Annotated in this window: 43 protein-coding genes (1 of these 43 cut by a window edge); all 43 read left to right on the top strand. The window is 36.6% G+C overall.

The features are described from left to right. Nucleotides 1-70 precede the first annotated feature (70 nt). Nucleotides 71-316 carry a ribosomal L7Ae/L30e/S12e/Gadd45 family protein gene (locus tag Q2T46_RS06650; RefSeq protein WP_303263715.1) on the top strand — a complete coding sequence of 82 codons (246 nt, stop codon included), beginning with the start codon at nt 71-73 and terminating at the stop codon, nt 314-316. 65 nt (nt 317-381) lie between these two features. Further along, entirely contained in the window at nt 382-753 is a 372-nt protein-coding gene (rpsL, locus tag Q2T46_RS06645; RefSeq protein ID WP_013296972.1) for a 30S ribosomal protein S12, read from the top strand. 15 nt (nt 754-768) lie between these two features. Continuing rightward, nucleotides 769-1,239: a 30S ribosomal protein S7 gene (rpsG, locus tag Q2T46_RS06640; protein ID WP_303263716.1), complete on the top strand. Its 471-nt coding sequence runs from the start codon at nt 769-771 to the stop codon at nt 1,237-1,239. A gap of 48 nt (nt 1,240-1,287) precedes the next feature. Continuing rightward, a complete protein-coding gene (gene fusA / locus Q2T46_RS06635) occupies nt 1,288-3,357 on the top strand; it encodes an elongation factor G (RefSeq protein WP_303263717.1) in 2,070 nt (689 codons plus the stop codon). Nucleotides 3,358-3,387: 30 nt separating this feature from the next. Continuing rightward, nucleotides 3,388-4,590, top strand: coding sequence for an elongation factor Tu (gene tuf, locus Q2T46_RS06630; protein WP_303263718.1), 1,203 nt, complete (start codon nt 3,388-3,390; stop codon nt 4,588-4,590). Between the two features lie 177 nt (nt 4,591-4,767). Then, a complete protein-coding gene (gene rpsJ, locus Q2T46_RS06625) occupies nt 4,768-5,076 on the top strand; it encodes a 30S ribosomal protein S10 (RefSeq protein ID WP_013296976.1) in 309 nt (102 codons plus the stop codon). Nucleotides 5,077-5,131: 55 nt separating this feature from the next. Next, entirely contained in the window at nt 5,132-5,761 is a 630-nt protein-coding gene (gene rplC, locus Q2T46_RS06620; protein WP_192403297.1) for a 50S ribosomal protein L3, read from the top strand. Between the two features lie 17 nt (nt 5,762-5,778). Then, nucleotides 5,779-6,399, top strand: a complete 621-nt coding sequence (gene rplD / locus Q2T46_RS06615; RefSeq protein WP_209453802.1) for a 50S ribosomal protein L4 — start codon at nt 5,779-5,781, stop codon at nt 6,397-6,399. Then, nucleotides 6,399-6,692 carry a 50S ribosomal protein L23 gene (gene rplW, locus Q2T46_RS06610; protein WP_303265797.1) on the top strand — a complete coding sequence of 98 codons (294 nt, stop codon included), beginning with the start codon at nt 6,399-6,401 and terminating at the stop codon, nt 6,690-6,692. Before rplD ends, rplW begins: the two co-directional genes overlap by 1 nt. 25 nt (nt 6,693-6,717) lie before the next feature. Further along, nucleotides 6,718-7,548: a 50S ribosomal protein L2 gene (rplB, locus tag Q2T46_RS06605; RefSeq protein ID WP_192403301.1), complete on the top strand. Its 831-nt coding sequence runs from the start codon at nt 6,718-6,720 to the stop codon at nt 7,546-7,548. Between the two features lie 21 nt (nt 7,549-7,569). Continuing rightward, nucleotides 7,570-7,851 carry a 30S ribosomal protein S19 gene (gene rpsS, locus Q2T46_RS06600; protein ID WP_209453803.1) on the top strand — a complete coding sequence of 94 codons (282 nt, stop codon included), beginning with the start codon at nt 7,570-7,572 and terminating at the stop codon, nt 7,849-7,851. Between the two features lie 17 nt (nt 7,852-7,868). Then, nucleotides 7,869-8,201 carry a 50S ribosomal protein L22 gene (rplV, locus tag Q2T46_RS06595; protein ID WP_013296982.1) on the top strand — a complete coding sequence of 111 codons (333 nt, stop codon included), beginning with the start codon at nt 7,869-7,871 and terminating at the stop codon, nt 8,199-8,201. 14 nt (nt 8,202-8,215) lie between these two features. After that, nucleotides 8,216-8,881 (top strand): 30S ribosomal protein S3, encoded by a 666-nt coding sequence (gene rpsC, locus Q2T46_RS06590; RefSeq protein ID WP_303263720.1) that lies wholly within the window; start codon nt 8,216-8,218, stop codon nt 8,879-8,881. A gap of 2 nt (nt 8,882-8,883) precedes the next feature. Then, nucleotides 8,884-9,318, top strand: coding sequence for a 50S ribosomal protein L16 (rplP, locus tag Q2T46_RS06585; RefSeq protein ID WP_192403307.1), 435 nt, complete (start codon nt 8,884-8,886; stop codon nt 9,316-9,318). Further along, nucleotides 9,308-9,511, top strand: a complete 204-nt coding sequence (gene rpmC, locus Q2T46_RS06580; RefSeq protein ID WP_013296985.1) for a 50S ribosomal protein L29 — start codon at nt 9,308-9,310, stop codon at nt 9,509-9,511. The genes rplP and rpmC overlap by 11 nt, the downstream gene beginning before the upstream one ends. A 15-nt stretch (nt 9,512-9,526) precedes the next feature. Further along, on the top strand, nt 9,527-9,781 hold the full coding sequence (gene rpsQ, locus Q2T46_RS06575; RefSeq protein WP_013296986.1) for a 30S ribosomal protein S17: 255 nt from the start codon (nt 9,527-9,529) through the stop codon (nt 9,779-9,781). Nucleotides 9,782-9,800: 19 nt separating this feature from the next. Then, nucleotides 9,801-10,169, top strand: a complete 369-nt coding sequence (rplN, locus tag Q2T46_RS06570) for a 50S ribosomal protein L14 (protein WP_192403309.1) — start codon at nt 9,801-9,803, stop codon at nt 10,167-10,169. A 13-nt stretch (nt 10,170-10,182) separates the two neighbouring features. After that, nucleotides 10,183-10,506: a 50S ribosomal protein L24 gene (gene rplX, locus Q2T46_RS06565; protein WP_303263721.1), complete on the top strand. Its 324-nt coding sequence runs from the start codon at nt 10,183-10,185 to the stop codon at nt 10,504-10,506. A gap of 19 nt (nt 10,507-10,525) precedes the next feature. Continuing rightward, nucleotides 10,526-11,065: a 50S ribosomal protein L5 gene (gene rplE / locus Q2T46_RS06560; protein ID WP_303263722.1), complete on the top strand. Its 540-nt coding sequence runs from the start codon at nt 10,526-10,528 to the stop codon at nt 11,063-11,065. Nucleotides 11,066-11,078: 13 nt separating this feature from the next. Beyond that, nucleotides 11,079-11,264, top strand: coding sequence for a type Z 30S ribosomal protein S14 (locus Q2T46_RS06555; RefSeq protein WP_132774215.1), 186 nt, complete (start codon nt 11,079-11,081; stop codon nt 11,262-11,264). A 10-nt stretch (nt 11,265-11,274) separates the two neighbouring features. Further along, complete coding sequence (rpsH, locus tag Q2T46_RS06550) at nt 11,275-11,673, top strand: 30S ribosomal protein S8 (RefSeq protein ID WP_192403335.1); 399 nt, start codon at nt 11,275-11,277, stop codon at nt 11,671-11,673. A 22-nt stretch (nt 11,674-11,695) separates the two neighbouring features. Further along, nucleotides 11,696-12,235, top strand: coding sequence for a 50S ribosomal protein L6 (gene rplF, locus Q2T46_RS06545; protein WP_303263723.1), 540 nt, complete (start codon nt 11,696-11,698; stop codon nt 12,233-12,235). A gap of 11 nt (nt 12,236-12,246) precedes the next feature. Next, on the top strand, nt 12,247-12,612 hold the full coding sequence (gene rplR, locus Q2T46_RS06540; protein WP_209453806.1) for a 50S ribosomal protein L18: 366 nt from the start codon (nt 12,247-12,249) through the stop codon (nt 12,610-12,612). Nucleotides 12,613-12,626: 14 nt separating this feature from the next. After that, nucleotides 12,627-13,130, top strand: coding sequence for a 30S ribosomal protein S5 (rpsE, locus tag Q2T46_RS06535; protein WP_192403319.1), 504 nt, complete (start codon nt 12,627-12,629; stop codon nt 13,128-13,130). 10 nt (nt 13,131-13,140) lie between these two features. Beyond that, entirely contained in the window at nt 13,141-13,326 is a 186-nt protein-coding gene (gene rpmD / locus Q2T46_RS06530; protein ID WP_013296995.1) for a 50S ribosomal protein L30, read from the top strand. Between the two features lie 12 nt (nt 13,327-13,338). After that, a complete protein-coding gene (rplO, locus tag Q2T46_RS06525; RefSeq protein ID WP_132774212.1) occupies nt 13,339-13,779 on the top strand; it encodes a 50S ribosomal protein L15 in 441 nt (146 codons plus the stop codon). Beyond that, on the top strand, nt 13,780-15,036 hold the full coding sequence (gene secY, locus Q2T46_RS06520; RefSeq protein ID WP_303263725.1) for a preprotein translocase subunit SecY: 1,257 nt from the start codon (nt 13,780-13,782) through the stop codon (nt 15,034-15,036). Between the two features lie 15 nt (nt 15,037-15,051). Next, complete coding sequence (locus tag Q2T46_RS06515) at nt 15,052-15,702, top strand: adenylate kinase (protein ID WP_303263727.1); 651 nt, start codon at nt 15,052-15,054, stop codon at nt 15,700-15,702. Continuing rightward, nucleotides 15,702-16,448 (top strand): type I methionyl aminopeptidase, encoded by a 747-nt coding sequence (gene map, locus Q2T46_RS06510; protein WP_303263728.1) that lies wholly within the window; start codon nt 15,702-15,704, stop codon nt 16,446-16,448. The genes Q2T46_RS06515 and map overlap by 1 nt, the downstream gene beginning before the upstream one ends. Nucleotides 16,449-16,460: 12 nt before the next feature. After that, on the top strand, nt 16,461-16,733 hold the full coding sequence (locus Q2T46_RS06505; protein ID WP_303263730.1) for a KOW domain-containing RNA-binding protein: 273 nt from the start codon (nt 16,461-16,463) through the stop codon (nt 16,731-16,733). A gap of 16 nt (nt 16,734-16,749) precedes the next feature. Then, nucleotides 16,750-16,968 (top strand): translation initiation factor IF-1, encoded by a 219-nt coding sequence (gene infA, locus Q2T46_RS06500; RefSeq protein WP_013297001.1) that lies wholly within the window; start codon nt 16,750-16,752, stop codon nt 16,966-16,968. Nucleotides 16,969-16,983: 15 nt separating this feature from the next. Further along, a complete protein-coding gene (rpmJ, locus tag Q2T46_RS06495; RefSeq protein WP_002509257.1) occupies nt 16,984-17,097 on the top strand; it encodes a 50S ribosomal protein L36 in 114 nt (37 codons plus the stop codon). Nucleotides 17,098-17,108: 11 nt separating this feature from the next. Continuing rightward, nucleotides 17,109-17,477 carry a 30S ribosomal protein S13 gene (gene rpsM, locus Q2T46_RS06490; protein ID WP_015310899.1) on the top strand — a complete coding sequence of 123 codons (369 nt, stop codon included), beginning with the start codon at nt 17,109-17,111 and terminating at the stop codon, nt 17,475-17,477. A gap of 11 nt (nt 17,478-17,488) precedes the next feature. Continuing rightward, nucleotides 17,489-17,884, top strand: a complete 396-nt coding sequence (gene rpsK, locus Q2T46_RS06485) for a 30S ribosomal protein S11 (RefSeq protein ID WP_174664700.1) — start codon at nt 17,489-17,491, stop codon at nt 17,882-17,884. 12 nt (nt 17,885-17,896) lie between these two features. After that, nucleotides 17,897-18,517 (top strand): 30S ribosomal protein S4, encoded by a 621-nt coding sequence (gene rpsD / locus Q2T46_RS06480; protein ID WP_303263773.1) that lies wholly within the window; start codon nt 17,897-17,899, stop codon nt 18,515-18,517. A gap of 40 nt (nt 18,518-18,557) precedes the next feature. Beyond that, a complete protein-coding gene (locus Q2T46_RS06475; RefSeq protein ID WP_399388346.1) occupies nt 18,558-19,508 on the top strand; it encodes a DNA-directed RNA polymerase subunit alpha in 951 nt (316 codons plus the stop codon). Between the two features lie 12 nt (nt 19,509-19,520). Next, nucleotides 19,521-19,859, top strand: a complete 339-nt coding sequence (gene rplQ, locus Q2T46_RS06470; RefSeq protein ID WP_303263774.1) for a 50S ribosomal protein L17 — start codon at nt 19,521-19,523, stop codon at nt 19,857-19,859. Nucleotides 19,860-19,948: 89 nt separating this feature from the next. Continuing rightward, nucleotides 19,949-20,794, top strand: a complete 846-nt coding sequence (locus tag Q2T46_RS06465) for an energy-coupling factor transporter ATPase (RefSeq protein WP_209453811.1) — start codon at nt 19,949-19,951, stop codon at nt 20,792-20,794. Further along, nucleotides 20,779-21,636, top strand: a complete 858-nt coding sequence (locus Q2T46_RS06460) for an energy-coupling factor transporter ATPase (RefSeq protein WP_303263775.1) — start codon at nt 20,779-20,781, stop codon at nt 21,634-21,636. The genes Q2T46_RS06465 and Q2T46_RS06460 overlap by 16 nt, the downstream gene beginning before the upstream one ends. Beyond that, on the top strand, nt 21,629-22,435 hold the full coding sequence (locus Q2T46_RS06455; protein ID WP_303263776.1) for an energy-coupling factor transporter transmembrane protein EcfT: 807 nt from the start codon (nt 21,629-21,631) through the stop codon (nt 22,433-22,435). The genes Q2T46_RS06460 and Q2T46_RS06455 overlap by 8 nt, the downstream gene beginning before the upstream one ends. An 11-nt stretch (nt 22,436-22,446) precedes the next feature. Beyond that, nucleotides 22,447-23,181 carry a tRNA pseudouridine(38-40) synthase TruA gene (truA, locus tag Q2T46_RS06450; protein ID WP_311062373.1) on the top strand — a complete coding sequence of 245 codons (735 nt, stop codon included), beginning with the start codon at nt 22,447-22,449 and terminating at the stop codon, nt 23,179-23,181. 101 nt (nt 23,182-23,282) lie between these two features. Next, nucleotides 23,283-23,711: a 50S ribosomal protein L13 gene (gene rplM, locus Q2T46_RS06445; protein WP_209453815.1), complete on the top strand. Its 429-nt coding sequence runs from the start codon at nt 23,283-23,285 to the stop codon at nt 23,709-23,711. A gap of 15 nt (nt 23,712-23,726) precedes the next feature. Continuing rightward, nucleotides 23,727-23,767 carry the 5' end (the start) of a 30S ribosomal protein S9 gene (gene rpsI, locus Q2T46_RS06440; RefSeq protein WP_209453816.1) on the top strand. Its footprint extends 352 nt past the window's final position, so 41 of the gene's 393 nt are visible here — the first part of the coding sequence; the start codon lies at nt 23,727-23,729; the stop codon falls past the right edge of the window.

Genomic DNA, 23,767 nt, shown 5'->3' with positions numbered 1-23,767 from the left:
AGTTTCACCTTAATGATAAAATATTTAAGTGTGTTAAAAACTACTTCCAAGTAGGGAGGAGAAGAACTTAATGGGTTCAAGTAAAAGTGGTTCTTCTAGAATGGTAATAGGGGCGAAGCAGACATTTAAGGCTGTAACAAATGATAAAGCTGCTAAGGTATATGTTGCTCGGGATGCTGAAGAACACGTTACGAAAAAAATCATTGATGCTTGTAATTCAAAATCTATCGATATAGTTTATATAGACACAATGAAAGAACTAGGAGACATGTGTGGCATTGATGTAGGAGCAGCGACTGCTGCTGAGTTGAAGTGAAAAATAATTAGATTTATCCCCTGCATAGGGGATAAATCTTCTAAATATTGGAAGGAGGTGTAAGGATGCCGACAATTAATCAGTTAGTAAGAGAAGGAAGAAAAAAGGTTAAATATAAATCTACATCCCCAGCGTTAAAAGGTAATCCTCAAAAGAGGGGTGTTTGCACAGTTGTTAAGACAACAACGCCAAAGAAGCCTAACTCAGCATTAAGGAAGATAGCCAGAGTAAGACTTGTAAATAATACTGAAGTCACTGCATATATCCCGGGTATAGGACATAATTTGCAGGAGCACTCTGTTGTTCTTATCAGAGGTGGAAGAGTAAAAGATTTACCTGGTGTTAGATATAAGATTATAAGAGGAACGCTTGATGCAGCTGGTGTTGCTAATAGAAAACAAGCTCGCTCACAATATGGTGCGAAAAAACCTAAATGATAGGAGGGATAGTGAATGCCTAGAAAGGGCTATGTAGCAAAACGTGATGTTCTACCAGATCCAGTTTATAATAGCAAGAAAGTTACAAAGCTAATAAATAAGATAATGTACAGTGGTAAAAGAGGTATAGCTCAAAAGATATGCTACGGTGCATTTGACATAATAAGAGAAAAAACTGGTAGAGATCCACTGGAAGTTTTTGAAGAAGCATTAAATAATGTTATGCCTGTGCTAGAAGTAAAGCCAAGGCGTGTTGGTGGTGCTACTTACCAAGTACCTGTCGAGGTAAGGCCTGAGAGAAGACAGACACTTGGAATAAGGTGGATCATAGATTTTGCAAGAAAGAGAAGTGGAAGGACAATGATGGAAAAATTAGCGGCGGAAATTATGGATGCTGCAAATAATACAGGTGCTAGTGTTAAGAAGAGAGAAGATACACATAAAATGGCTGAAGCAAATAAAGCATTTGCACATTACAGATGGTAATAAGGATTATGGTAGTGTGTATTATATGGGCAGGAAAGGAGGATATAAATGCCTAGAGATTTTAGCTTAGATAAAGTTAGGAATATTGGAATAATGGCGCATATAGATGCTGGCAAAACTACAACTACCGAAAGAATACTGTTTTATACAGGAAAAGTCCATAAGATAGGTGAAGTACATGAAGGTAATGCAACAATGGACTGGATGGAGCAGGAGCAGGAGAGAGGTATTACAATAACTTCTGCTGCTACAACATGCTATTGGAAAGATCACAAGATTAATATTATAGATACGCCGGGACACGTGGACTTTACAGTTGAGGTAGAGCGCTCTTTAAGAGTGTTAGATGGAGCAGTTGCAGTATTTTGCGCAAAAGGTGGTGTTGAACCACAATCAGAGACTGTTTGGAGACAGGCAGATAAGTACAGAGTACCAAGGCTAGCATATGTCAACAAGATGGACATAATGGGAGCGGACTTTTTTAATGTTATTAAGATGATGAAAGAAAGGTTAAACGCAAATCCTGTTGCGATACAGCTTCCTATTGGAAAAGAAGATACGTTTGTAGGGATTATAGACCTAATAAAGATGGATGCGATTATATATGAAGATGACTTAGGAACTGTATCAGAAGAAGTTGAAATTCCAGAAGATATGAGGGATTTAGCTCAGGAGTATAGAGAAAAACTTTTAGAAGCTGTTTCAGAGCAAGATGAAGTATTGATGGAGAAATACTTAGAAGGCGAAGAGATAACTGAAGAAGAGATACATGCAGCATTGAGAAAGGGAACCATTAATAATGAACTTGTGTGTGTTACTTGCGGTTCTTCATATAAAAACAAAGGTGTACAGCCGATGTTAGACGCTGTTGTAAGGTATTTACCATCTCCTATCGATATTCCTGCTGTAAAAGGAATGAAGCTTAATAGTGATGAGGAGATAGAGAGAAAAGCAGATGACAATGAACCATTCTCAGCACTTGCTTTTAAGATAATGGCTGATCCTTACGTTGGAAAGCTTGCGTTTTTTAGGGTATATTCAGGAACTTTGGAATCAGGCTCATACGTATTGAATTCTACAAAAGGAAAGAAAGAAAGAATAGGAAGAATCCTTCAGATGCACGCTAATCATAGAAAAGAGATAGACAAAGTTTATACAGGTGATATAGCAGCAGCAGTTGGATTGAAAGATACGACAACAGGTGATACACTGTGTGATGAAAATCAACCTATTCTTTTAGAGTCAATGGAATTCCCTGAACCTGTTATAAGAGTTGCAATAGAGCCAAAAACTAAAGCTGCACAGGATAAAATGGCTGTAGCACTTCAGAAACTTGCAGAAGAGGATCCGACATTTAAAACATATACAGATCAAGAGACAGGGCAGACGATTATAGCCGGCATGGGCGAACTGCATTTGGAAATCATTGTTGATAGAATGAAAAGAGAATTCAATGTAGAATGTAATGTTGGCAAACCGCAAGTTGCTTATAAAGAGACGATAACAAAGCCTGTACGCATCGAAGGCAAGTTTATAAGACAGTCAGGTGGCCGCGGTCAATATGGACATGTATGGCTTGAAATGGAACCTTTGGAGAGAGGTCAAGGATATCAATTTGAGAATAAAATCGTTGGCGGTGTTATACCAAAGGAATATATACCTGCAGTTGATGCCGGTGTACAGGAAGCGATGGAGAATGGCATCCTTGGCGGTTATGAAGTCGTGGACGTAAAAGTTTCTTTAGTGGATGGTTCTTACCACGAAGTTGACTCATCAGATATGGCATTTAAGATTGCAGGTTCAATGGCTTTCAAAGAAGGTATGAAAAAAGGCGGAGCTGTACTTTTAGAGCCTATAATGGAAGTTGAAGTTGTTGTGCCAGAGGAATATATGGGCGATGTAATGGGTGACATAAATTCAAGACGTGGTAGAATTGAAGGCATGATGGACAGAGCTGGAGCAAAAGTCATAAGAGGCATGGTTCCGCTAGCAGAAATGTTTGGTTATGCTACAGACCTTCGTTCAAAAACACAAGGAAGAGGCACATATACTATGCAGTTTAGTCACTATGAAGAGGTGCCTAAAAATATTGCTGATCAAATATTAGCGAAAAAGTAAAAAATAAATTAATGTAAGGAGGAAAAAGAAATGGCGAAGCAAAAATTTGAAAGAAAGAAACCCCATGCAAACATAGGAACAATAGGGCACGTAGACCATGGCAAAACGACGTTAACATCAGCGATAACAATAGTATTATCAAAACAAGGAATGGCACAAGCGACAGCATATGACGAAATAGACAAAGCACCAGAAGAGAAAGCAAGAGGAATCACAATAAACACAATGCACGTAGAATACGAGACAGATAAAAGGCACTATGCGCATGTAGACTGTCCAGGACACGCAGACTATGTAAAGAACATGATAACAGGAGCAGCGCAGATGGACGGAGCGATACTAGTAGTATCAGCAGCAGACGGTCCAATGCCGCAGACAAGAGAGCACATACTCTTAGCAAGGCAGGTAGGAGTACCATACATTGTAGTATTTCTAAACAAAGCAGACATGGTAGACGACCAAGAATTAATAGAGCTAGTAGAGATGGAAGTAAGAGAACTGTTAAACGAATATGAATTCCCAGGAGACGACACACCGATAGTAGTAGGATCAGCATTAAAAGCGATGGAATGTGGATGCGGACAAAGAGACTGTCAGTGGTGCGGGAAGATATGGGAATTAATGGATGTAGTAGACAGTTATATACCGACACCAGAAAGAGATGTAGATAAGCCGTTCCTGATGCCAGTAGAAGATGTATTTACGATAACAGGAAGAGGAACAGTAGCAACAGGAAGAGTAGAGAGAGGCAAATTAAAAGTAGGAGACGAAGTAGAGATAATAGGCTTATCAGATGAAAGCAAGAAGACAGTAGTAACAGGATTAGAGATGTTCAGGAAGACATTAGACGAAGCAGAAGCAGGAGATAACATAGGAGTACTGTTAAGAGGAGTAACGAGAGAAGAAGTAGAAAGAGGACAAGTATTAGCGAAACCAGGTTCAGTAAAACCGCACACGAAATTTGAAGGACAAGTATACGTGTTAACAAAAGAAGAAGGTGGAAGACATACACCATTCTTCAATGGATACAGGCCACAGTTCTACTTCAGGACGACAGACGTAACAGGAGTAATAGAATTACCAGAGGGCGTAGAGATGGTAATGCCTGGAGACCATGTAACGATGACAATAGAATTAATAACACCGATAGCAATGGAAGAAGGATTAAAATTTGCTATAAGGGAAGGCGGACACACAGTAGGAGCCGGTGTTGTTTCCAAGATTCTTGCTTAATAAAAATGTGCTAATAGCTTAAGCTATTAGCACATAACTATTGTTTTGTCAAGACTTGAAATAATGCGGTATTTAAGTTAAACTAATAAAGTTGAACGAGATTCTCAATAGAACTGAAAACACACGGATGAGTGTATCTGGAATTAATGATTGTTCATATAGAAGGAGGGAAAATTTATGCCCAAACAGAAAATTCGTATAAGATTAAAAGCTTTTGACCATATGGTTTTAGATCAATCTGCTGAGAAAATAGTTGAAACAGCAAAAAGAACAGGCGCAGAAGTATCGGGACCGATACCACTTCCGACAGAGAGAGATGTAATTACAATATTGAGAGCGCCACACAAATATAAAGATTCAAGAGAACAGTTTGAGACGAGAACACATAAAAGGCTTATTGACATATTAAGTCCAACACCAAAGACTGTAGATGCATTAATGAGATTAGATTTACCTGCTGGTGTTGATATAGAGATAAAATTATAACAAATAATAAGAAATTATGACGCAGAAGCGTCCGATGATTTCAGGAGGGTAGAAGATGAAAAAAGCAATACTTGGCAAAAAACACGGAATGACTCAGATATTCGTAGGAAATGAAATGATACCAGTCACAGTTGTAGAAGCAGGTCCATGTGTAGTTGTTCAAAAGAAGACTAAAGAAAATGATGGATACGATGCTATACAAGTTGGCTTTGGCGATGTAAAGGAAAAAAGACTTATAAAACCGTTAAAAGGCCATTTTACAAAAGCTAATGTGCCGTTTAAAAAGTATCTGAGAGAATTCAGATTGGATGATATATCATCATATGAGGTTGGCAGTGAAATAAAGGTTGATATATTTTCAGCCGGTGATAGAGTAGATGTAACTGGTACATCAAAAGGTAAAGGATTTGCAGGCGTTGTAAAAAGATACAATGCAAACAGAGGACCTATGTCCCATGGTTCTAAATACCACAGAAGACCAGGTTCTATGGGTGCAAGCTCAGATCCTTCAAGGACATTTAAAGGCAAGAGATTACCAGGTCATATGGGAAATAAGAGAGTAACGGTACAGAATTTAGAAGTAGTAAAAGTAGATCCTGAGAAGAATTTGCTGCTTATAAAAGGTTCGGTGCCAGGAATCAGAGGCTCACTTCTTATGATAAGGGATACTGTTAAAAGCAAGTAATGAAAGGAGGAAAATCGATGCCGAAAGTAACAGTTTATAATATAAATGGTGAACAAATTGGTGAAATGGAATTGAGTGATAATGTTTTTGGTGTTGAAGTGAATGTACCTGTTATGCATGAAGCTGTCTTAAATTATTTGGCAAATCAAAGGCAAGGTACTCATTCAACAAAAAGACGTGGCGAAGTTAGAGGTGGCGGTATTAAGCCGTGGAGGCAAAAAGGTACAGGAAGAGCTCGCCAAGGAAGTATAAGGGCACCACAGTGGATTAAAGGTGGTGTTGTTTTTGGTCCGAAACCAAGAGACTACAGCTACAATATTCCAAAGAAGGTTAAAAGGCTTGCATTAAAGTCAGCATTATCTTCAAAAGTTAGAGATAACGAAATAATAGTAATTGATGATATAAACATTGATGAGCCAAAAACTAAAAAAGTTGTCGATATGCTGAAAAAATTTAATGTTAAAAATGCATTGATTGTTATTCCTGAAGGCAAAGAGAATGTGGTACTATCATCAAGAAACATACCGAATGTTAAGGCAGTGTATGCAAATAGCTTAAACACATATGATGTATTAAAATATGACAGATTCATAATAACAAAAGATGCTGTCAATAAAGTTGAGGAGGTGTATGCTTGATGGATCCTAGAGATGTAATATTAAGACCGGTTATTTCAGAAAAAAGTATGAATTTAATGAGTGAAAGAAAATACACCTTCATTGTAAATAAGAATGCAAATAAGATTCAGATAAAACAAGCTGTTGAAAAATTGTTTGGTGTTGATGTAGAAAAAGTCTATACAATGAATTATATTGGCAAGTTAAAAAGAGTAGGGAGAAATGTCGGTAGAACCAGCAGTTATAAGAAGGCTATTGTTAAATTAAAGCCTAACAGCAAAGGAATTGAATTCTTTGAAGGATTGCAAGCTTAATACAGCAATTTAAGGAGGGAAAACAATGGGAATTAAAAAATACAATCCTACTTCACCTGGTAGAAGACAAATGACTGTCTTGACATTTGAAGAAGTAACAAAAGATAAACCGGAAAAATCCCTGACAGTTAGTCTCAACAAAACAGGTGGACGTAATGTATATGGCAGAATTACTGTCCGTCACCGTGGCGGCGGTCACAAAAGAAAATACAGGATCATAGATTTTAAGAGAGATAAAGACGGTGTACCAGGCAAAGTAGCTTCAATTGAGTATGATCCAAATAGGTCAGCTTATATTGCACTTATTCATTACCTTGACGGTGAAAAAAGATATATTATTGCACCATATGGATTAAAAGTTGGTGACATAGTAGAATCTGGTGAAAATGTTGATATAAAAGTTGGCAATGCACTTCCGCTTTACAACATTCCAGTTGGAACATTTATTCACAATATTGAATTAGTAGCTGGAAAAGGTGGCCAATTGGTGAGAGCAGCTGGTTCAATGGCACAGTTGGTAGCGAAAGAAGGAGACTATGTACAAGTAAGAATGCCATCTTCGGAAGTAAGATGGATTAGATCAAACTGTAGAGCGACGATTGGACAAGTGTCTAATTTAGATCATGAAAATGTAACAATTGGTAAAGCTGGTAGGTCCAGATGGCTAGGAATTAGGCCGACAGTCAGAGGTTCGGTTATGAACCCAGTTGATCACCCACACGGTGGTGGTGAAGGAAAGGCTCCTATAGGACATCCAGGACCAATGACTCCATGGGGTAAACCAGCGCTTGGGTACAAGACACGTAAGAAAAACAAATCTACTAATAAAATGATTGTAAAAAGTCGTAAAGCTTAGTTGGGAAGGGAGGCTATAATATTGAGTAGATCCTTAAAAAAAGGCCCGTATGTTGATGAGAAGCTATTAAAAAAAATAGAAGAAATGAACAAGAAAAACGAGAAAAAAGTTTTGAAGACATGGTCAAGGAGTTCCACTATATTTCCTCAGATGGTTGGTCATACTATAGCTGTACATGATGGAAGAAAGCATGTGCCTATATACATTACAGAGGATATGGTTGGTCATAAATTAGGAGAATTTGCTCCAACACGTACATTCCACGGCCATACAGATACTGAGAAGTCTTCAAAAGTTCAATAGGCAAAGGAGGTAATAGTGTGGAAGCGAAGGCAGTTGCAAAATATGTAAGAATTTCACCACAAAAAGCTGGCCTTGTTATGAACATGATACGCGGGAAAGATGTCAATGAGGCATTAGCGATTTTAAAGTTTACTCCAAACAAAGCAGCTGGTATTGTAGAAAAAGTATTAAAATCAGCGATTGCAAATGCTGAAAATAATTTTGGACTTGATAGAGATAATCTGTATGTGGCAAAAGCTGTGGCAGATCAGGGCCCAATAATGAAGAGAATGATGCCAAGGGCGATGGGTAGATCAAATTTGATGAGAAGAAGAACGAGCCATATAACAGTAGTTGTCAATGAAAAATAAAAAGGAGGGATAAAATGGGTCAAAAGATTAATCCTCGTGGCTTGAGAGTTGGTGTATCACAGGATTGGGATGCAAAATGGTTTGCAAAGGATAAAGATTTTAGTGATCTTTTGATAGAAGATATAAAGATAAGAGATTTTATCAAAAATAAGATTTACGCTTCAGGTGTTCCGAAAATTGAAATAGAAAGAGCTGCAAATAGAATAAAGATTGATGTATATACTGCGAAACCAGGAATGGTAATAGGAAAAGGTGGCGCAGGAATTGAAGGATTGCGGCAGGAAATTGAAAAAATGACTAATAAGAAGGTCATCATAAATATTGTTGAAGTAAAGAATCCAGAACTTGATGCCCAATTAGTAGCTGAAAATATTGCTTCACAGTTAGAAAGAAGGATCTCATTTAGAAGAGCCATGAAGCAGTCAATATCAAGAGCAATGAAACAAGGTGCTAAGGGTATAAAAATAGCATGTTCTGGGAGATTGGCAGGTGCAGAGATTGCTCGCACTGAAAGATATCATGAAGGTGTCGTGCCCCTTCAAACATTAAGGGCAAATATAGATTATGGATTTGCAGAAGCAAATACTACTTATGGCAAGATCGGCGTTAAAGTTTGGATTAACAAAGGAGAGATATTGCCACAGCCGAAGAAACAGGTAACAGCGGAAGGAGGCAAATAATCATGTTAATGCCTAAAAGAGTTAAATATAGGAAACAACAAAGAGGCAGAATCAAAGGAAATGCTACTAGAGGAAATACAGTAAGTTATGGAGATTATGGCTTACAAGCACTAGAAGGTGGTTGGATAACAGCTGTACAGATAGAGGCTGCCAGAGTAGCAATGACAAGGTATATAAAAAGAGGAGGAAAAGTCTGGATAAAGATTTTTCCTGATAAACCTGTAACAGAAAAGCCTGCAGAAACACGTATGGGTTCTGGTAAAGGATCACCTGAGTACTGGGTAGCTGTTGTAAAGCCAGGCAGAGTGCTTTTCGAGATAGCCGGTGTAAGTGAAGACGTCGCAAGGGAAGCTTTAAGATTAGCTAAACATAAACTGCCTATTAAAACGAAGTTCATAAAACGTGAAGAATTGGGTGGTGAAGAGAATGAAGGCTAAAGAGATTAGAGAACTGACTGACGAGGAATTATTGCAGAAGCTTTCCGATTTAAAGGGAGAACTTTTTAACCTTAGGTTTCAACTTGCCACTGGTCAATTAGATAATCCAATGAGGGTGAGAGATGTTAGGAAGTCTATCGCGAGAATAAAGACGATCTTGAGAGAAAGAGAACTTGGCAAGTTGAATGCATAGAAAGGAGGATTTAAATTGGAAAGAGGCATGAGAAAAGTTAGAATAGGAAAAGTTGTCAGCAACAAAATGCAGAAGACGATAGTTGTTGCTGTTGAAGATAGAATAAGGCATCCACTGTATAATAAAATAATAAGGCGTACAAAGAAATTTAAAGCTCACGACGAAAATAATCAATGCAATATTGGTGATGTAGTAAAAATTATGGAAACGAGGCCTTTAAGCAAGGAGAAAAGATGGAGGCTTGTAGAGATAATTAAAAAGGCAGAATGACCGAAAGGAGGTATTTGGAATGATACAGCCTCAAACAATATTAAAAGTTGCAGACAATACTGGTGCTAAAGAGATTATGTGTATACATTTGATGGGTGGTTCAACTAGAAAGTTCTCAAATATAGGTGATATAATAGTAGCTTCTGTCAAAAGTGCAACACCCGGAGGTGTTGTAAAAAAAGGTGATGTGGTCAAAGCTGTTATAGTAAGAACAAAGAAAGGTGTAGCAAGAAAAGACGGCACGTATATAAGATTCGATGATAATGCTGCTGTCATAATAAAAGATGATTTACAACCTAGAGGAACTCGTATTTTTGGACCAGTTGCCAGAGAATTAAGGGAAAAAGATTTTATGAAGATAATTTCACTTGCACCGGAAGTTCTATAAGGAGGTGTAACAATTGGAGAGAAAAAAACTTCATGTAAAAACAGGCGATATAGTCACAGTGATTTCGGGTCAAGATAAAGGGAAGAAGGGCAAAGTGTTAAAAGCATTGCCAAAGGAAGGCAAAGTTATTGTTGAAGGAGTAAATGTAGTTACAAAACATAGAAGAGCACGTGGACCGCAGGATCAAGGTGGGATAATACATCAAGAAGCACCTATTTATGCGTCAAAAGTTATGCTATTTTGCAATAACTGTGGAACCGGCGTGAGATATGGTGTTAAAATTCTTGCTGATGGTGAGAAGATAAGATACTGCAAAAAGTGTGGAGAGACATTGTAAATGTGAAAGGAGGTATATCATGGCAAGGCTTAGAGATAAATATATAAACGAAGTAGTACCTGCTCTTATGGCAAAGTATTCTTATAAAAACATAATGCAAGTACCGAAATTAGAAAAAATAGTTTTAAATATAGGACTTGGTGAAGCAAAAGAAAATCCAAAAGCGATAGAAGCTGCTTCTAATGACTTGGCTGTAATAACAGGTCAGAAACCAGTAGTTACAAGGGCAAAAAAATCAATAGCAAATTTCAAGATACGTGCAGGCATGCCTATAGGTGTTAAGGTGACATTAAGAGGCGAAAGAATGTATGAATTCGCTGATAAGTTATTTAATGTGGCATTACCAAGGGTTAGGGATTTTAGAGGTCTTCCGACAAAATCTTTCGACGGCAGAGGAAATTACTCATTTGGCATAAAAGAACAGCTTATATTCCCTGAAATTGATTATGATAAAATTGATAAAGTAAGGGGAATGGATATCATATTTGTAACGACAGCTAAGAATGATGAAGAAGCGAGAACACTCTTGGAGCTTATGGGAATGCCGTTTGCAAAGTAAAGGAGGTATATAAATGGCCAGAAAGGCATTGATATTGAAGCAAAAAAAGACCCCTAAATTTAGTACAAGAGCATATAACAGATGTAAAATTTGTGGGCGACCACATGCATATATCAGGAAATATGGAATATGCCGTATTTGTTTTAGAGAATATGCTCATCAAGGCATTATTCCAGGCGTAAAAAAGGCAAGCTGGTAAGAGGGGAGGTATTGAAATGACAGATCCAATAGCAGATATGCTTACACGTATAAGAAACGCAAACATAGTGAGACATGAAACAGTAGAGATACCAGCATCAAATACAAAAAGAGCAATAGCAATGCTTATGCTTCGTGAAGGGTTTATTAAAGCAGTAGAAGAAATAGATGATGGTAAACAAGGTATTTTAAAGATTACACTTAAATATGGGCCAAATAAAGAAAGAGTTATATCAGGTCTTAAAAGAATAAGCAAACCAGGTTTGAGGGTTTATGCAAAAAGCAATGAAATTCCAAGAGTTTTAGGTGGACTTGGTATGGCAATCATATCAACATCTAAAGGAATAATGACAGATAAAGATGCTAAAAAAGAAGGAGTCGGAGGAGAAGTTCTCTGCTATATCTGGTAATTCAAAATAGGAGGTGTGAAGTGTGTCTAGAATAGGGAAGCAACCAGTAGATATTCCAAAAGATGTAACAGTTACAGTTAATGATAATCATGTTGTAGTAAAAGGTCCAAAAGGTACTCTTGAAAGGGATTTTCCAAATCTAGTTAATATATCTGTAGAAGATAATAAAGTCGTTGTAACAAGAAACAGCGATAATAAAGAAGCAAAAGCTATGCATGGGACAACTAGAGCTTTGATTCAAAATATGGTGAAAGGTGTAAGTACTGGATATGAAAAAAGCCTTGAGATTGTTGGTGTGGGTTACCGTGTTGCAAAGCAAGGCAAAAAAATTGTTTTAACAGTTGGCTATTCTCATCCAGTAGAAATAGAAGAAGAACCGGGTATTGAATTTGCAGTTGATGGAACAAATAAGATTACAGTGAAAGGTATTGACAAACAAAGAGTCGGTGAGGTAGCTGCAAATATAAGGAAAGTAAGGCAACCAGATGCTTACAAAGGAAAAGGTATCAGGTATGTTGGAGAACATGTAAGGCTAAAAGAAGGCAAAACAGGTAAGAAGTAAGGGGTGATAATATGATATCAAAAATAGACAGACGATTGACACGGAAAAGGCGCCATCTAAGAGTAAGAAAAAAAATTTCTGGAACAAGCGAAAGGCCTAGACTTAGCGTGTACAAAAGTTTAAGCCATATATATGCGCAGCTTATTGATGACGTAAATGGTGTTACTTTAGCACATGCTTCTACATTAGATCCAGAATTGAAGAATATTGCTAAAGGTGCAAATAAAGAGTCAGCAAGATTAGTAGGGAAATTAATTGCAAAAAAAGCTCTTGAAAAGGGAATTAAGGATGTTGTTTTCGATCGTGGTGGATATATATATCATGGTACGATAAAAGAATTAGCAGATGCTGCAAGAGAAGGCGGTTTGAATTTTTAATAAGGAGGGAAATCATGGCACGTATTGATATATCAAATCTTGATTTAAAAGAAAAAGTTGTAAGTTTAAATCGTGTTGCAAAAGTTGTCAAGGGTGGAAGGAATTTCAGATTTAGTGCAACTGTAGTTGTTGGAGATTCCGAAAAAGGTTATGTTGGTGTTGGAACCGGGAAATCCGCAGAAATTCCTGAAGCAATCAGAAAAGCAGTAGAAGATGCTAAAAAACATCTTATAAAGGTTCCAATAGTAGGAACTACAATTCCACATGACACGATAGGAGTTTTTGGGGCCGGGAAAGTTTTGTTAAAACCGGCTAAGGAAGGTACAGGAGTAATTGCTGGAGGACCTGTGCGTGCTGTACTTGAATCAGCAGGAATTAAGGACATATTGACAAAATCCTTAGGATCAGCTAATTCTACAAACATGGTATATGCAACAATTGAAGGATTGAAATCATTAAAGACTGCAGAGGAAGTAGCAAAATTACGTGGAATTCCTGTTGAGCAATTGCTTGGATAGGAGGATTGAAATGGCAAAATTAAAAGTTACTCTGGTGAGAAGTACTATAGGCCGTGAGAAATCACAAATAGATACTGTAAGAGCATTGAAATTGAGAAAAATAGGAAGTAGTTCGGTTTTAGATGATACGCCACAAGTAAGAGGTATGATTAACAAGGTTAAACACCTAGTAAGTGTCGAAGAAGTAAATGAATAGGAGGTGTGGACATTGAGACTTCACGATTTAAAACCTGCTGAAGGTGCAAGAAAAGAAAGAAAAAGAGTTGGCAGAGGTATTGGTTCGGGATTAGGAAAAACATCTGGACGTGGACATAAAGGCCAGAAGGCTAGAAGCGGTGGAAATATAAGGCCAGGCTTTGAAGGTGGACAGATGCCTTTAACAAGACGATTACCAAAGAGGGGATTTACAAATATCTTTAAGAAGGAATATGCTATTGTCAATTTAAGTTTGCTTGATAATTTTGAAGATGGAACTGTCGTAACTCCAGAACTTTTAATCGAGAAAGGGATTATCAAAAAAATCAAAGATGGCGTAAAAATTTTGGGCTCAGGTGAACTTAATAAAAAGTTAACTGTAAAAGCGCATAAGTTTAGTAAATCTGCTGTAGATAAAATAGAATCCGTAGGGGGAAAGGCAGAGGTGATATAAATGCTAAAGACCCTTGTCAATGCATGGAAGGTTGCGGACATCAGAAAAAAAATTATCTATACTGTAATGATGCTTTTGATATTTAGACTTGGATCACATATACCAGTACCTGGTATTGATCCAAATCAAATCAAAAATATTCTTGGACAAGGAACGCTTTTTGGATTTTTTGATATAATTTCAGGTGGTGCATTCCGCGATTTTACGATTTTTGCCATGAGCATCATTCCTTATATTAATGCATCAATTATAATGCAGCTACTAACTATAGCTATACCTTCATTGGAGCAAATGGCAAAAGAAGGGGAAGAAGGAAGAAAAAAAATTGCTCAATATACTCGCTATATGACAGTAGTACTTGCATTAATTCAGGCAATAGGAATGACAATAGGTTTAAGAGGTGCAGTAATTAATCCTAATTTTCTGAACTTAACAATAATCGTTATAACATTGACAGCGGGTACATCATTCTTAATGTGGCTAGGTGAAAGGATAACTGAAAATGGTGTTGGGAATGGCAGTTCTCTTATAATTTTTGCTGGCATTCTAGCTAGAATACCAAACATGATTTATGTTACAATACAGTACGTAGGTGCTGGGACAGCTAACATATTTGGTGCAATAGCCTTCTTGATTGTCATACTTGTTATGATTGTCTCAATCATATTGATGTCAGAAGGGCAAAGAAGAATACCTGTTCAATACGCGAAAAGGGTTGTAGGTCGTAAAGTATATGGAGGACAATCAACTCATATACCATTAAGAATAAACATGGCTGGTGTTATTCCTCTGATATTTGCGCTTTCACTTCTGCAATTTCCACAGCAGATAGCTACATTTTTCCCTAAATCAGCATTTTACGCTTTTACAGAGAAATGGCTTGGAACAAATGGATGGATATATAATGTATTGAATGTTCTCCTTATAATATTCTTTACTTACTTCTACACAGCGATAATATTTAATCCTGTAGAAATTTCTGATAATATGAAAAAATATGGTGGTTTTATTCCAGGTATTAGACCTGGAAAGCCAACGACAGATTTTATTACGCGGGTTATGAATAGAGTGACATTTGTAGGTGCAGTATTTTTAGCTGCTGTAGCGGTACTTCCTGTGATAATGATGAATGTCACTGGTTTACAATTATACTTTGGCGGTACGGCATTGCTGATCGCTGTTGGTGTGGCACTAGAAACTATGAAGCAAATAGAAGGACAGCTCATAATGCGTAACTACCAGGGATTTTTAAGATAGTCAGGGGGAAAATATATGAGAATCATATTGTTAGGACCACCTGGAGCTGGAAAAGGAACGCAGGCGGAAAGCATAACGAGGGATTATAAAATACCTCACATTTCAACTGGCGATATCTTTAGGTACAACATTAAAAACAATACTGAACTTGGCAAATTAGCAAAGCAGTACATCGATAAAGGGATGTTGGTACCAGATGATGTGACGAACAAGATCGTTGAAGACAGGCTGTCGAAAGATGATTGCAAAGATGGTTTCTTGCTTGATGGATATCCGAGAAACGTTGTGCAGGCTGAGTCTCTCGGCAAATACCTAGGGGATAAAAATCTTAAAATAGATCATGTCTTAAATATAATAGTTGATAGAGATGAACTAGTAAAGAGGCTTAGTGGTAGAAGAGTGTGTCCATCCTGTGGTGCAACATATCATATTGTCACAAAACCGCCCAAAGTGGAAGGAATTTGCGATAACTGCGGTGAAAAATTAATTCAAAGAACGGACGATAACATCGAATCTGTTTTAAAGCGCTTAGAAGTATATGAAGATGAAACAAAACCTCTAGTGGAGTATTACGGCAAATTGAATTTGATTCGCAATATTGATGGGAATAAACCTGTTAATGAAGTTTATAAGGAGATACAGGCATTAATAGGAGACGAAGTTTAATGATATATATCAAATCTGATAGTGAAATAGCTTTGATGAGATATGCTGGAAAAGTTACAGGAGAAGTTTTAAATCTTTTAGAAAAGTATATAAAGCCGGGTATAACCACCAAAGAACTTGATCAGATAGCTGAAGATTATATAAGAAGTAAAGATTGTATACCGGCTTTTAAAGGACTTTATGGCTTTCCAGCTTCAATATGTGCATCAATCAATGATGAAGTTGTCCATGGTATACCAGGTTTAAGAAGGCTTAAGGAAGGCGATATTATTAGTATAGATACTGGTGCGATATACCATGGATTTAATGGTGATGCGGCGAGGACTTTTGCAGTCGGAAGGATTAGTGATAATCTCAGAAAATTAATAGATGTGACAAAACAAAGTTTTTTTGAAGGCATAAAATTGGCAACTGAGCAACACAGACTTTCTGATATATCAAATGCTATACAGATTTACGTAGAAAAAAACGGTTTTTCAGTAGTCAGGGAATATGTAGGTCATGGAATTGGCAAAAAAATGCATGAGGACCCTCAAGTACCAAATTATGGTCCGCCGGGAAGAGGGCCGAGATTAAAAAGTGGCATGACTCTTGCTATTGAACCAATGGTTAATGAGGGAAGATATGATGTAAAGATTGAGGATAATAATTGGACAGTTGTTACAGTGGATGGTAGTCCATCTGCTCATTATGAAAATACCATAGTTATAACAAATGGAGAGCCTGAAATTTTAACATTAGTTTAAGAGGTGAATTTAATGGATGATACCTCAATAGGGCGAATAGTTAAGTCAAAGGCTGGCAGAGATAAAGACAGAATCTTTATAATAGTTGGAGTTGCCGATGAAAAACATGTGTTTATAGCTGACGGTGATTTAAGGAAGATTGAAAAGCCGAAAAAGAAAAAATTGATTCATCTTCAAAAGTATAATGAAGTAGACGAAATAATAAGAGAAAAGATATTAAAAGGTGAAACTGTTACAAATGCTGAGATAAAAAATGCTTTAAAACAGTTTAAGTGTGAAGAATAAGGAGGGTTTGATATCCTTGGCAAAAGATGATGTTATCGAAGTTGAGGGTAAAGTTATAGAAGCTTTACCAAATGCGATGTTTCAGGTGGAACTTGATAATGGACACAGAATCTTAGCACACATATCGGGTAAACTTAGAATGAATTTTATCAGGATTCTACCAGGGGACAGAGTCACGCTTGAATTATCCCCATATGATTTAACAAGAGGCAGAATTGTATGGCGAGGCAAGTGATAAGGAGGTATAATAATGAAAGTAAGGCCATCGGTTAAACCGATTTGTGAAAAATGTAAGGTTATTAAGAGAAAAGGCAAGGTAATGGTAATTTGCGAAAATCCTAAACATAAGCAAAAACAAGGTTAGGAGGTGGAAAAATGGCAAGAATTGCTGGCATTGATTTACCAAGAGAAAAACGCGTTGAAATAGGATTGACGTATATTTATGGGATAGGACGTTCTCGCGCAAATGAGATCTTAGCAAAAGCAGGTGTAAATCCTGATACTAGGGTAAAAGATTTGACAGAAGATGAAGTGTCAAGACTTAGAGACATCATCGATAAAGAGTATAAAGTTGAAGGTGATTTAAGAAGAGAAGTATCTCTAAACATAAAGAGACTTATTGATATAGGATGTTATAGAGGAATAAGGCATAGAAAAGGCTTACCAGTACGTGGGCAAAGGACAAGAACAAATGCACGTACAAGAAAAGGTCCAAAGAAGACTGTTGCTAAGAAGAAGAAATAATAAGGAGGGAAATTATGGCAAAAAAAGTTAAAAGAACAGCTAAACGCCGTGAGCGCAAAAATGTTGAACGTGGTGCCGCACACATACATTCAACATTTAATAATACAATAGTTACATTGACTGATATGGCAGGCAATGCATTAGCATGGTCAAGTGCAGGAACGTTAGGATTTAAAGGTTCTAGGAAATCTACTCCATATGCAGCACAGATGGCAGCAGAAACAGCAGCTAAAGCTGCAATGGAACATGGACTTAAAACTGTAGATGTATATGTAAAAGGTCCTGGTGCAGGCAGAGAGGCTGCAATAAGAGCTTTGCAAGCTGCTGGGCTAGAAGTAAGTCTTATAAAGGATGTCACACCGATTCCACACAATGGGTGCAGACCACCTAAGAGAAGAAGAGTATAAGGAGGTGCAAAAATGGCAAGGTACACAGAATCTACATGTAAATTATGCCGTAGAGAAGGTATGAAATTATTTTTAAAAGGCGATAAATGCTATACTGAGAAATGCCCATTCGCAAGAAGGCCATATGCTCCCGGACAACATGGACAAAATAAGAAGAAGCTTACAAACTATGGCACACAGTTAAGAGAAAAACAAAAATTGAGAAGGTATTATGGAGTTCTAGAAAGACAATTTGAAAGATACTTTGAGGAAGCTGAAAGAATGAAAGGTATAACTGGTGACAATCTCTTACAACTTCTTGAAAGAAGACTTGATAATGTAGTGTATAGATTGTCAATAGCGTCTTCAAGGGCTCAAGCAAGGCAATTTGTATCACATGGTCATATTCTTGTAAACGGAAGAAAGGTTGACATACCTTCGTATTTAGTAAAAGCAGGCGATGTAATATCTATCAAAGACAGCAGCAAGTCGTTAGAAGTTATTAAGAATAATGTTGAGGCATCCACAAATATACCTGATTGGTTAGATTTTAATAAAGATTCATTAGAGGGTAAAGTTTTATCTCTGCCAACAAGGGAACATATAGACTTACCAGTTGAAGAGCACTTGATTGTTGAATTGTATTCAAGGTAATAATCGGTTACCCTCATAAAAGTAAAAAAGGAGGGTTTAAATGGTGATTGAAATTGAAAAACCAAAAATAGAGATAGTGGAGCAATCCAATGATGACACGTATGCTAAGTTTGTTATTGAGCCACTTGAACGTGGCTATGGGATAACACTTGGCAACTCTTTACGCCGTATGCTTTTATCATCACTTCCAGGTGCGGCAGCAAAGACAATTAAAATAGATGGGGTGTTACACGAATTTTCTACTGTACCAGGCGTAAAAGAGGATGTTACTGAGATTATACTGAACTTAAAAGAGTTGGCAGTGAAATTATATACGGACGAACCAAAAATAGTGAGGATTGAAGCAGAAGGTAAAGGTGAAGTAACTGCAGGAGATATAATATCTGATGGCGATGTTGAGATAGTGAATCCAGATCTTCATATTGCTACACTTAGCGATAATGGCAAGCTAAATATGGAAATCGAGTTGGTTAAAGGAAAAGGATACGTTCCATCAGACAAAAATAAAGAGCCGAATCAGCCGATAGGTATTATTCCGGTTGATTCTATATTTACTCCAGTTAAGAAAGTAAGCTATAATGTTGAAAATACTCGTGTTGGTCAGGTTACAGATTACGACAAGCTTACTATGGAAGTATGGACGAATGGAACTATAAGTCCTAAAGAGGCCATAAGCTTAGCTGCTAAAATATTAATTGATCATTTTAATTTATTTACATCATTTGCAGAAAATTACAATGATATGGAAGTTTTGGTTGAAAAACCAGAGAAGAAGACAGATAAACCTCTTGACATGACGATAGAAGAACTTGATCTATCTGTACGGTCATATAACTGCCTTAAAAGAGCAGGAATTAATACTGTTCAAGATTTAGTTCAAAAAACAGAAGAAGAAATGATGAAAGTTAGAAATCTTGGCAAAAAGTCTTTGGTGGAAGTTGAGCAAAAATTAAAAGCATTAGGACTATCGCTGCAAAAGAGTGAAGAGTAAGGAGGGCAGATAATGGGATACAGAAAATTAGGTCGACCACATGACCAGAGAAGAGCAATGTTGAGAAACCTTACAACTAGCTTTTTGAATTATGGAAGAATTCAAACTACAGAAGCCAGAGCCAAAGAAATAAAAAGCATTGCGGAAAAAATGATTACACTTGCAAAGAGGGGCGATTTGCACTCAAGAAGACAGGCTTTGGCATATTTAACAGATGAAACGGTAGTTAAAAAATTATTTGATGAGATTGCTCCTAAATATTCAGATAAAAATGGCGGGTATACAAGAATATTAAAACTTGGTCCTCGTAGAGGCGATGCAGCACCGCTGGTTATCATAGAACTTGTTTAGACTCAAAAGGGGTTAAGTTATCAATAAAACTTAACTCCTATTTTAATAGTCACAGCCAATTATTTTGCGGCTTAAAAGAAGGTGGTCATATGGAAAATATAATTATGGCAAGAGACCTTACATTTAGCTATGAGACTGGCAACGAAGAGAACAAAAAAAAGATTGTATTGAATTCATTAAACATTGATCTTGAGGAAGGAAAATTTATTGCCATTATTGGACACAATGGTTCAGGGAAATCCACACTTGCAAAACACTTTAATGCTCTTCTCATGCCAACAGAAGGGGATGTATATGTCAATGGAATGAATACTAAAGATTCTGCACATGTATGGGATATAAGGCAGACTGCTGGTATGGTATTTCAAAATCCCGATAACCAATTGGTAGCAACGGTTGTGGAGGAAGATGTGGCTTTTGGACCGGAAAATTTAGGCATAGATCCGAAAGAAATTCGTAAGAGAGTGGACTTTGCATTAAATGCGGTAGACATGTTTAAATATAAAGATTCAGCACCACATATGCTTTCAGGTGGGCAAAAACAGCGAATAGCCATTGCCGGAGTCATAGCTATGAGACCTCAGTGTATCATATTAGATGAGCCAACTGCTATGCTTGATCCTATGGGAAGAAAAGAAGTAATAAATACAATACAGAGGTTAAATAAAGAGAATGGCATTACAATAATCTTAATTACACATTTTATGGAAGAAGCTGTTCTTGCCGATAGAGTAATTGTAATGGATGATGGAAATATTGCTCTAGATGGTACACCAAAAGAAGTATTTAAGGAAGTAAAAAAGCTGAAAGATTTGGGTCTTGATGTTCCTCAAGTTACAGAGTTAGCTTATAAACTGAAGCAAGAGGGGATAGATATACCTACTGAAATATTAACTGTTGATGAGATGGTGAGGTTTATATGTCAATACAAGTAGAAAATATTTCGTTTATTTACAATGAAGGCACCCCATTTGAGTCAGAAGCATTAAAAGACGTGAGTTTTACAATAGAAGACAACGAATTTGTAGGAATTATAGGACATACTGGTTCAGGAAAATCTACCCTTATACAACACTTAAATGGCCTTTTAAAGCCAACATCTGGTAGAATAACAATAAATGGAATCGATATTACAAGTACAAAAAATTTAAAAAACATCAGAAGAGAAGTTGGAATTGTTTTTCAATATCCGGAGCATCAACTATTTGAAGAGACAATATACAAAGACATTGCATTTGGACCATCTAATTTGGGACTTCCAGACGATGAAATAAAGATGAGAGTATTTGAAGCTATGAAGACTGTTGGACTCGATGTAAGTATGAAAGACATGTCACCTTTTGAATTATCTGGAGGTGAAAGAAGACGTGTTGCAATAGCTGGGGTTTTGTCTATGATGCCAAAGATATTGATTCTTGATGAGCCAACGGCTGGTCTTGACCCAAGAGGGAGAGATGAGATACTAGGCAAGATTAAAGAAATTCATGAAAAATATGAAATGACTACAATACTTGTGTCTCACAGCATGGAAGATATAGCAAAACTTGTGAATAAAATAATTGTCATGCATGAAGGAAAGGTATCATTGATAGGTACTCCTAGAGAAGTTTTTAAAAATGTCGAAAAACTTGAGCAAATGGGACTTGGTGTGCCACAGATTACTTATCTTATAAGAGATCTAAGAAAAAATGGAATAGAGTTGCCAGATGATATATTAACAGTTGATGAAGCGAAAAGATGCATATTGGAGTACCTTAGGGGTGTGAGAGATGCTTAAAAATATTACTATAGGCCAATATATACCAGGTGATACATTCATACATCGTTTGGATCCCAGAGTAAAAATAATACTTTCTATAATATTCATAATCTCACTGTTTATAATAACAAAATTTTCAGGTTATGTGTTTATCTTATTATTTATATTAGGAAGCATATATATATCGAAAATACCATTAGGTTACATTTTTAAAGGATTAAAACCGATTTTGGTAATTCTCATATTAACTGTTGGATTAAACATATTTTTCACTCCTGGTGGGATACTTCTTGCATCAATTGGTCCGCTTAAGATAACTTCTAATGGTGTAAGACTAGCGCTATTTATGGGATTAAGGCTTATATTTTTGATAGTTGGGACATCGCTTCTAACTCTTACAACATCTCCCATAGCATTAACGGATGGCATAGAAAGCCTTTTGAATCCTTTTAGACGCATTGGAATGCCAGCACATGAATTAGCTATGATGATGACTATTGCTTTACGCTTTATACCAACATTACTAGAAGAAACAGATAAAATAATGAAGGCACAAATTGCTAGAGGTGCTGACTTTGAAAGCGGCAATTTAATGAAAAGAGCGAAAAACTTGATTCCTCTGTTAGTGCCTTTGTTTATCAGCGCCTTTAGAAGAGCTGACGAACTTGCTGTTGCAATGGAGGCAAGGTGTTACAGAGGAGGCTTTAATAGAACAAAACTAAAACAATTAAAAGTAAGCCATAGAGATTATATAGCTATTTTATTGACAGCGGCTCTTGTATGTATAATAATATGGAATAGATTTTGGCCTTGGTGATGAGATTTAAAATGAGAAATATAGTCTTAGTTATCGAATATGACGGTACAAATTATCACGGGTGGCAAATTCAGAAAAATGCTGTTACAATTCAAGAAGTAATAACAAAGGCAATAAAGAAAATAACACTGGAAGATGTAGATTTAATTGGTTCCAGCAGAACAGATGCTGGTGTACATGCTTTATATCAAGTTGCCAATTTTAAAACATGTACTAATATACCTACTTCAAAAATTCCTAATGCCTTGAATAGTGTTCTTCCAGCTGATATAGTTATAAAAGATGCTTTTGAGGCCGATATGGATTTTCATTCAAGATATTTTGCTAAAAGTAAAAGATATAAATACATCATATACAATAGAAAAGTTAATTCTCCAATATATAGAAATTATAGCTGGCACATAAGTAAGAGTTTAGATGTAGAAAAAATGAGAGAATCACTTAAGTACTTAGAAGGTACACATGATTTTTCGGCATTTAAAGCAAGTGGAAGCTCTGCAAAAAGCCCTGTAAGAACTGTTCGTGATATTTCTCTTAAAAAAAATGGCTTTAATATAGAATTTGAAATTGAAGCTGATGGTTTTTTATACAATATGGTCAGAATAATTGTTGGTACAATTGTTGATGTAGGATTAGGTAAGATTAATCCCATCGACGTGAAAGAAATTTTAGACTCAAAAAATCGATGTATGGCAGGTAAAACTGCACCGCCACAAGGGTTATTTTTAACTAAAATATACTATTGACATGGGTGGGGCTGTGGATTAAAATTATATTATGTAAAATTGTGCCCCGTTTATTGAAGTATATGTTACTTAAGTATAAGTTTCTTAAGGAGGTAAATATAGTGAAATCATTCATGCCAAAAAAGAATGAAGTAGAAAGAAAATGGTATGTTATAGATGCCGAAGGAAAAGTATTAGGTAGATTAGCTAGTCAAGTTGCAAAGATTTTGTCGGGTAAAAATAAACCTATATATTCGCCTAGTGTTGATACGGGTGATTATGTTATTATAATCAATGCAGATAAAGTTGTTTTAACAGGCAAAAAATTAGAGCAAAAGTACTTTAAGTATTACACAGGACATCCAGGTGGACTAAAATTGATACAGTACAAGACATTGATGAGGACAAAGCCTGAGAAAGCGATTATCAGAGCAGTTAGAGGGATGCTTCCTAAAAATAAATTAGGTAGACATATGATTAAAAAACTCAAAGTTTATACTGGTCCTGAACATAATCATATGGCACAAAAACCAGAAAAACTTGACATATAAGGAGGGAAATAAGGAATGGCTACGATCCAATTTTTTGGCACAGGTAGAAGAAAAAC

It is taken from the genome of Thermoanaerobacterium sp. CMT5567-10, from assembly GCF_030534315.2.
In the GTDB taxonomy this organism is placed as follows: domain Bacteria; phylum Bacillota; class Thermoanaerobacteria; order Thermoanaerobacterales; family Thermoanaerobacteraceae; genus Thermoanaerobacterium.
The sequence above is the reverse complement of the archived record's forward strand: the minus strand, read 5'-3'. Positions and strand labels throughout refer to the sequence as shown.